Source organism: Ilyobacter sp. (genome assembly GCF_041583315.1).
Taxonomy (GTDB): domain Bacteria; phylum Fusobacteriota; class Fusobacteriia; order Fusobacteriales; family Fusobacteriaceae; genus Ilyobacter.
In genome coordinates, this window is record NZ_JBFHGC010000077.1 from 1 (window position 1) to 7,220 (window position 7,220).

Here is a 7,220-nt window from a genome sequence, read left to right on the forward strand (position 1 = left end):
ATAAATCTATTTTTCACCCTGACCACCTCTTTTTCTGTTCATATACAGGTTTCCAAATATAAGTGCTCCCCCCAGAGCTATAAAAACAACTCCCCTTGTGAGAGTGGATATCTTATAATCTAAAAATCTGGTGGCAATGAGTCCTCCGGTAATAAGGCTCCCCTTATTAAATAGCTTCACATCCTCTTTTTTAAATCCGTCGACTATTAAATATCCCCCTATACCCATAAAATAGACATTATATACCACAAATCCCCAGTTAAAAAACAGAGGTAAGAGCACGAGAGGTACATTCCACAGGAGAATATTTTTAAAATTTTCTTTTTTTCTCAGCAGAAGCACCAGTATCAGCACATAAAAAACAGTAGAACCCCAGAACACTTTATCAAAAATAAGGTCATCGAACAAAAAATAATTCTTTTTAAAAGTTAAAAAATAAGCCATTATTATAGTCAGCTCTTCTCCCGCTCTGTTCAGACCCAGAGGAAAGATATAGGCCCCTGCAAAAAGTCCGCTGTACAAAAGAAGCCCTGCCTTAGAACCCCCTGAAACATCTCCGTACCATCTAAGGGCTCCTGCCAGAATTATTAGTTTTGACACAGTCTCTCCGAGACCCCCTATACCCTCTTTTCTCTTAAAAAACAGAAATACTGCTGAGCCAAGAAAAAGATATATGAGGATATTACCTTGAGAACTCTGATACATATACAAAACCAGGCTGTAGACAAGTGAATTTATTCCACCGCCTGCAAGATAAAAAACAGGAAGGCTGAGAGCACTCCAGGCAAGATAGAACCCTTTATCCTCACCTGAGATATTATACATCTGAGATATCATAGCTATGGAAAGCCCCACCATCAGAATCAGAAATACTCCTGCTCCTGAAACAAACTCCTTTTTTTTCTTCAATGAAAAATAGAAGAAACCCTGCCCTGTCAAAAGACCACCTATAAGAATACCCGTCTTAACCTCTCTCGTTATTTTCGACCAGTTATATGCAAATAAAAGAATTATTCCCAATCCTATCAGCAGGCATCCTGCAGTTATAAAAAAATTAAAAATGCTTTTTTTGCCGTCACCTTCTCTAACGTAAAATTCCTCTATACCCTCATAAATTTCATCTGTTATTACTCCCAGACCACGAAGTCTTGCCAGCTCTTTTAAGACAATCTTCCCCCTCATAACCGCCTCCTGCTTCAATAAATTTTTATATAAAAACATAAATATCCTCAAAATAAAACATATAAAACTATTCTGTGATATAGAGTTCTTCCTTTAAAAAAAAAGCCCTGCACAAGGCAGGACTATTTTACAAGATATTTCATAGGATTGTACGGCACTCCGTTTTTCCTTATTTCAAAATGAAGATGAGGACCCGTTACTCTTCCTGTCATCCCTGTTTTACCTATAACCTGACCCTGTTTTACATACTGGCCTGGTTTTACATTTATGTTGGTCAAGTGTGCAGCTCTGGTTTCATACCCTCCGGAATGTTTTATGATTATTATCTTACCATAACCACTCATCCATCCTGCATAGCTCACTTTTCCATCTTTGGCAGCATAGAGAGGTACATACTGTGCTTTCAGGTCTACACCTTTATGATATATATATCTCTTTAATACAGGATGAAATCTTCTACCAAAGGGACTGGTTACACCCTTCCATTTTACAGGCATACTGAAGTCAACACTTCTTTTTTTAGCCGCAGCCTGCTTTACTACATGTTTTAAGTCTGGATTTGGCAGGTAAAGACTTTGACCTGCTTTAAGGGAATTATTCTTAAGTTTATTATAATTCATTATATCGTCAATCTTCACATTATACTGCTTTGAAATCTTGTAAAGGGAATCTCCTTTTTTTACCTTGTAGAATATTCCGTTTCCAGAGATTATATTCAGCTTGTCTCCCACCTTTAGGACGCTTCCTAACTGGGGATTATTTGCCCTCAAAACTGCCAGTTCCTGATTGAACTTTTTGGCTATTTTATAAAGTGAGTCTCCTGACCTTACCTGGTAAATTTCAAAAGTAGGAACAGAAAAACTCTTTTCCTCAGGTTTTTTTACATCCTCCACTTTTTCCACATTGAGAACATACTCTTTTTCTATTGTTATAAAGTTGCTTTCCAAAACCTCAAAACCACCGTTGGCAGCATCTGTAGCTTCATAATAATCTGTAAACTTTTTAACATCTATAACCTCTCTGCTAAGAACCCTGGACACCTGAACTGCCAATATAAGCATGATGACCACAAGAACTGTCAAAAGGTTCGTAAATCTTCTATTCACTTTCTATTTATCCCCCTTCTGATAAGCTTTTAAAAGGTCATCATTACTTTCTGTAGACTCGATTGTATCAATAAGTTTCTTAGTTGCAGTGGCTCTGTCATATTCTGAAAGATATCTTCTTATCCCCCATATAAGTTCGAGCTTATTTTCCTTTATCAAAAGTTCTTCTTTTCTTGTACCTGATTTTTGGATGTCTATGGCTGGATAGATTCTCAGCTGAGACAGATTTCTGTCTAGGTGGATCTCCATATTTCCCGTCCCTTTAAATTCTTCATAGATGACATCGTCCATCTTACTTCCTGTATCGACCAAGGCTGTAGCCACTATAGTCAGACTTCCGCCCTCTCTTATATTCCTTGCAGACCCGAAAAACTTTTTTGGATAGTACAGTGCAGTAGGATCTATTCCTCCGGAAATAAGTTTTCCACTGGAAGGAATCACTATATTATAAGCCCTTGCAAGTCTTGTAAGGGAGTCCATGAGTATAATTATATCCTCACCGTCTTCGAGTTTTCTTTTTGCTTTTTCCAAGACCATTTCAGTTACCTTGATATGATTTTTAGGATCCTCGTCAAAGGTCGAAGAGAAAACTTCCGCACCCTTTACTGTCTCCTTTATATCGGTAACCTCTTCCGGCCTTTCATCTATTAGGAGTATCCATACCTCAGAATTTTTGTTGTTCTCGATTATTGAGTTGGCAATACTGCTTATAAGCATTGTTTTTCCGGCTTTTGGAGGTGCTACTATTAGACCTCTCTGACCCTTGCCTATAGGGGCTATAAGGTCTATTATTCTTCCAGACAGGTTTTTTCTGTCTGTTTCCAATATAAGCTGCTCAGTTGGATAGGCTGGTGTAAGCTCATCAAAAGGAACTCTTGACTCTGCCTTTTGTATATCTCCGCCATTCACCAGAAGAACTTTTCTGAGGGCATAGTTTTTTTCATCTCCCACAGGTTCTCTTACCTCTCCTAGGATGAGGTCACCGGTTCTGAGCTTAAACCTTCTGGCCTGGGAAGCGGATACATACACATCTTTTTCTACATTTGTATCCCTTAAAAAACCATATCCGTCTCCTAAAACGTCTAGAGTTCCCCATGCTATGGTATGTCCTGTGAGATTTTCATAATACTCTTCTATTATATCCACAAGCTCTTTTTTCTTATATCTATTCCAGCTCTCTATCCCAAGCTGTCTTGCGATCTCTTTAAGCTCTGTTAATAAAAAGTTATTTAAATTATCCATAATAAACATACCACCTATTAATATCTTTTCAAATAAAGTATATACATCGCCAAAATATAAACTGCACCGATAATCCAAGAGTCTATTTTCTTTTTCTTTTTTCTAAAAAGAATTCCGATCATAAATACCAGAAGTACCACAAGAGACAGTACCGCCGAGATAATATGAAATTCTGTGAGGCTCTCAAAAATACTGCCTTTTCTGTAGAGAAGGTCTGCCACAAAAACTATGGTGATGTTAAAAATGTTGCTTCCCAGTATATTTCCGGCAGCCATATTAAATGATCCCATTCTTATAGCCTGTATGGATACCGTCAGTTCAGGAAGAGATGTTGCCAGAGCCAAAAGTATTACCCCTACAAAACTCTCACCTAGATTTATTCCAAATATAGGCGTAGTGGCTATCCTGTCAGCTACATATGTTAAGGCAATCCCAGTAGTTATTACTGTAAGACTGCTTACCACAAAGCCTTTTTTTGCCTGGACCATACTCATAACAATAGAATCTTCCGGATTGATCTCATCTGGATCGTTAAAATCATAATTGTGCTCAAATTCATATATAAGCTTGATCGCAACAAAATACAATAAAAATAAAATTATTGATATCAGGCTGATTTTAAATATAGCTATCTTCTCAAAAATAAAACCTAAGAGAAAAATCATTGTCAGAAGAATGGAAAAAAATGCACTTAAATAATTCTTCATACTCACTGAAGAGGAAAAAGAATTTTTTATAAAGAAAACATCCAGAATAAATATTATAAAAATATTAAAGAGGTTGCTTCCGAAAATATTTGAAATTGCCATGTCTGGATTACCCATAAGGGTTGAACTTGCACTGGTAATTAGTTCAGGAAGTGATGTTATGGAGGCCAACATTATTATTCCTACCCAGCTTTTTTCGAGGCCCATTTCCTCACCTATTTTGTCTCCACAGATACTCAGTTTTTTTCCTGCCATTATTATTATATATGCCAAAACAAAAAACACAAAGATATTAATCATTTTATATCAAAGCCCCCTATGTTATTCTACTATATCCCCGTAAAGAGTCCAAGTATTTGCATCTGTTATTTTTAAATTTATAAACTCTCCTTCTAACGCAGGGTCTCCTTTAAAAAGAACAACTTTATTTGTAGACGTCCTTCCACACATGACATCAGCATTTTTTCTGCTAGGCCCTTCTGCCAATACTCTCTGAACAGTCCCGATATAGCTCACACTCTGTTCTTTAGACATAGCATTCTGAACCTCTATAAGTCTGTGAAGTCTCTCTTTTTTTGTTTCCTGATCTATCTGCCCGTCCATTTCAGCGGCTTTTGTCCCTTTTCTAGGTGAGTACATAAACATATAGGCATTCTCAAACTTTACTCTTCTGGCAACATCAATAGTATCTAGAAAATCTTCTTCTGTTTCTCCAGGGAATCCTACTATGACATCTGTTGTTATGGAGCTTCCAGGTATAGATTTTTTTATCTTTTCTGCAAGGGCTATATACTCTTCTTTTTTATATCCTCTGTTCATGAGACTTAATATTCTAGATGACCCTGCCTGGATAGGAAGATGCATTGACCTTGCTATTTTCTCGTTTTTAGCTATGACATCTATAAGCTCATCTGTGAAATCCCTAGGGTGAGGAGACATAAATCTTACTATGAAATCTCCGTCTATTTTACATATCTCTTCAAGAAGTTTTGCAAAATTATCTCCGTTGTCAAAATCCTTCCCGTAGGAATTTACATTTTGACCTAAAAGTATTATCTCCTTAGATCCTTTTTCTACAAAACCTCTTATTTCATCTAAGATTTGGACCATTGGAGCGGATCTTTCTCTTCCTCTCACATATGGGACGATACAATAGGTACAAAAGTTATTGCATCCGTAAGTTATTGTGGTATAGGCTGTTTTTTTAGAGTCAAAGTCTGCATCTAGTCTAGGAGGAAGCTCATCTTCATCTCCTACATAGATTACATATTTAAAATCCCCTGATTCTATTCTTTCGATGGCCTGAGGTATTTTCCCTATATTCTGGTTCCCCATGACTATGTCTATTGACTTGACTTTTCTTGCCAGTTCCTCTCCCTGTTCCTGGGCAAAACATCCTGTCACCCCTATAATCATACCTTTTTTATCCTTGATGTGTTTTAGTTCTCCTAGCTTACCGTATATCTGAGTGGCAGCCCCTTCCCTTACCGTACAAGTATTCAGAAATACAGCATCTGATTCATTTACATCTTCTGTGATCTCATATCCCATATCCTGAAGTATTCTTTTTATTTTAGCACTTTCATTTACGTTCATTTGACAACCATATGTTATAATTGCAGCTTTTTTTTTCATCTATCCTCCTAAAACCTTAAAAAATTCAATTTTTTTTAAATACCAAATATTATAACATAATCAAATTCTTTTATCAATGTGACAATTTATCTCATAGCTAAGGAATTATAGGGTTTAAGATCACATAACAGAAGTCTGGGTTGCTTATTTCGGGGAGTTTTCCCAAGAGTAAATCACTGTTTTTACTGTTTAAAAATATAAAATATTTCAAGGAAATCAAAAGAAATCAGGAAAGGTATTCTATCGGTTAAAAAGGTGGTGTAGCATGATTTTTGACATAAAAAAAAATAACTTTGCACTCTTATCATATCTTATAAAATGGATTTTTCTCACATCTATAATAGGGATCTTTTCAGGGACAGCATCTGCTTTTTTTCTCATATCTCTTGATCTGGCCACAAAATTCAGAACCTCAAACCCATCTGTTATACTCTTTCTTCCACTAGGTGGTCTTGCAGTTGGTATGATTTATCACCTGTTTGGTAAAGAAGTAGAAGGGGGAAACAACCTCATCCTTTCTCAGATACATAGTCCAGATAAACTTCTGAAATTACGTATGGCTCCCTTTGTCCTATTTGGTACTATAGTGACACACCTTTTGGGAGGTTCTGCAGGAAGGGAAGGCAGTGCCATACAGATGGGAGCATCTCTCTCTGATCAGCTGACGCATGTATTCTCAATGAACCGAAGAGACAGAAAGATAGTTCTCATAGCAGGAATGGCAGCAGGTTTTGGTTCTGTCTTCGGCACACCTTTGGCAGGAGCCCTTTTTGGGCTAGAGGTCTTTGTCATAGGTAAGATGAGTTATGAAGCTATTCTCCCGTCTTTTCTGGCATCCATCATAGCAGATGAAGTTACCCAGAACTGGTGGGGTGTACATCATTCTCTGTACAGTGTTCCCATGATACCAGAGGCCACGATAAAAAGCATTATCTGGGCCAGTCTTGCTGGTATTTTATTTGGTTTGGCAGGAAGAGCCTTCTCCCTTTTAACAGACAGGTGGAAAGAATTTATGAAGGACAGAATAAAGTTTCCTCCTCTCCGGGCATGTATAGGGGGATTTATAATAGTGGCTCTGACTTATATTCTAGGTACATACAGATACAACGGACTGGGTCTTGACACAATTTCAGAGGCCTTCATTATCAGCCTGCCCTTTTATGTATTTGCTTTTAAAATATTATTCACAGCAATAACTCTGGGGTCTGGTTTCAAGGGCGGAGAGGTGACCTGCCTCTTTTTCATAGGGTCTGCCCTGGGAAACTCCCTTTCTGAGGTGATCCCTCTCCCTATGGCCCTCATGTCGGGAATGGGATTTGTAGCTGTGTTTGCAGCAGCTTCAAATACA

Annotated in this window: 6 protein-coding genes; 1 reads left to right on the plus strand and 5 read right to left on the minus strand. The window is 37.5% G+C overall.

Annotated features, from left to right (window positions below):
• Positions 1-6: 6 nt before the first annotated feature.
• From ABZA26_RS04225 to miaB, 5 genes are all read right to left on the minus strand, one after another.
• Positions 7-1,182 carry a DUF2157 domain-containing protein gene (locus tag ABZA26_RS04225; RefSeq protein ID WP_372713268.1) on the minus strand — a complete coding sequence of 392 codons (1,176 nt, stop codon included), beginning with the start codon at positions 1,180-1,182 and terminating at the stop codon, positions 7-9.
• Positions 1,183-1,304: 122 nt separating this feature from the next.
• Positions 1,305-2,288: a peptidoglycan DD-metalloendopeptidase family protein gene (locus ABZA26_RS04230; RefSeq protein WP_372713269.1), complete on the minus strand. Its 984-nt coding sequence runs from the start codon at positions 2,286-2,288 to the stop codon at positions 1,305-1,307.
• Between the two features lie 3 nt (positions 2,289-2,291).
• The gene (gene rho / locus ABZA26_RS04235; protein WP_372713270.1) at positions 2,292-3,530 is read right to left on the minus strand and encodes a transcription termination factor Rho; all 1,239 of its coding nucleotides are present in this window, start codon (positions 3,528-3,530) and stop codon (positions 2,292-2,294) included.
• A gap of 17 nt (positions 3,531-3,547) precedes the next feature.
• Complete coding sequence (locus ABZA26_RS04240; RefSeq protein WP_372713271.1) at positions 3,548-4,537, minus strand: sodium:calcium antiporter; 990 nt, start codon at positions 4,535-4,537, stop codon at positions 3,548-3,550.
• A 21-nt stretch (positions 4,538-4,558) separates the two neighbouring features.
• Positions 4,559-5,872: a tRNA (N6-isopentenyl adenosine(37)-C2)-methylthiotransferase MiaB gene (gene miaB / locus ABZA26_RS04245; RefSeq protein WP_372713272.1), complete on the minus strand. Its 1,314-nt coding sequence runs from the start codon at positions 5,870-5,872 to the stop codon at positions 4,559-4,561.
• A 265-nt stretch (positions 5,873-6,137) separates the two neighbouring features.
• On the opposite strand from miaB, the gene ABZA26_RS04250 reads away from it, so the two are divergent.
• Positions 6,138-7,220: chloride channel protein (locus ABZA26_RS04250; protein ID WP_372713273.1), on the plus strand; the 1,083-nt coding region annotated here is incomplete at its 3' end.

What these genes read in the sequence shown, in the direction of transcription:
- ABZA26_RS04225 (WP_372713268.1), bottom strand. Translation starts at nt 1,182, where the DNA reads ATGAGGGGGAAGATTGTCTTAAAAGAGCTGGCAAGACTTCGTGGTCTG.
- rho (WP_372713270.1), bottom strand. Translation starts at nt 3,530, where the DNA reads ATGGATAATTTAAATAACTTTTTATTAACAGAGCTTAAAGAGATCGCA.
- ABZA26_RS04240 (WP_372713271.1), bottom strand. Translation starts at nt 4,537, where the DNA reads ATGATTAATATCTTTGTGTTTTTTGTTTTGGCATATATAATAATAATG.
- miaB (WP_372713272.1), bottom strand. Translation starts at nt 5,872, where the DNA reads ATGAAAAAAAAAGCTGCAATTATAACATATGGTTGTCAAATGAACGTA.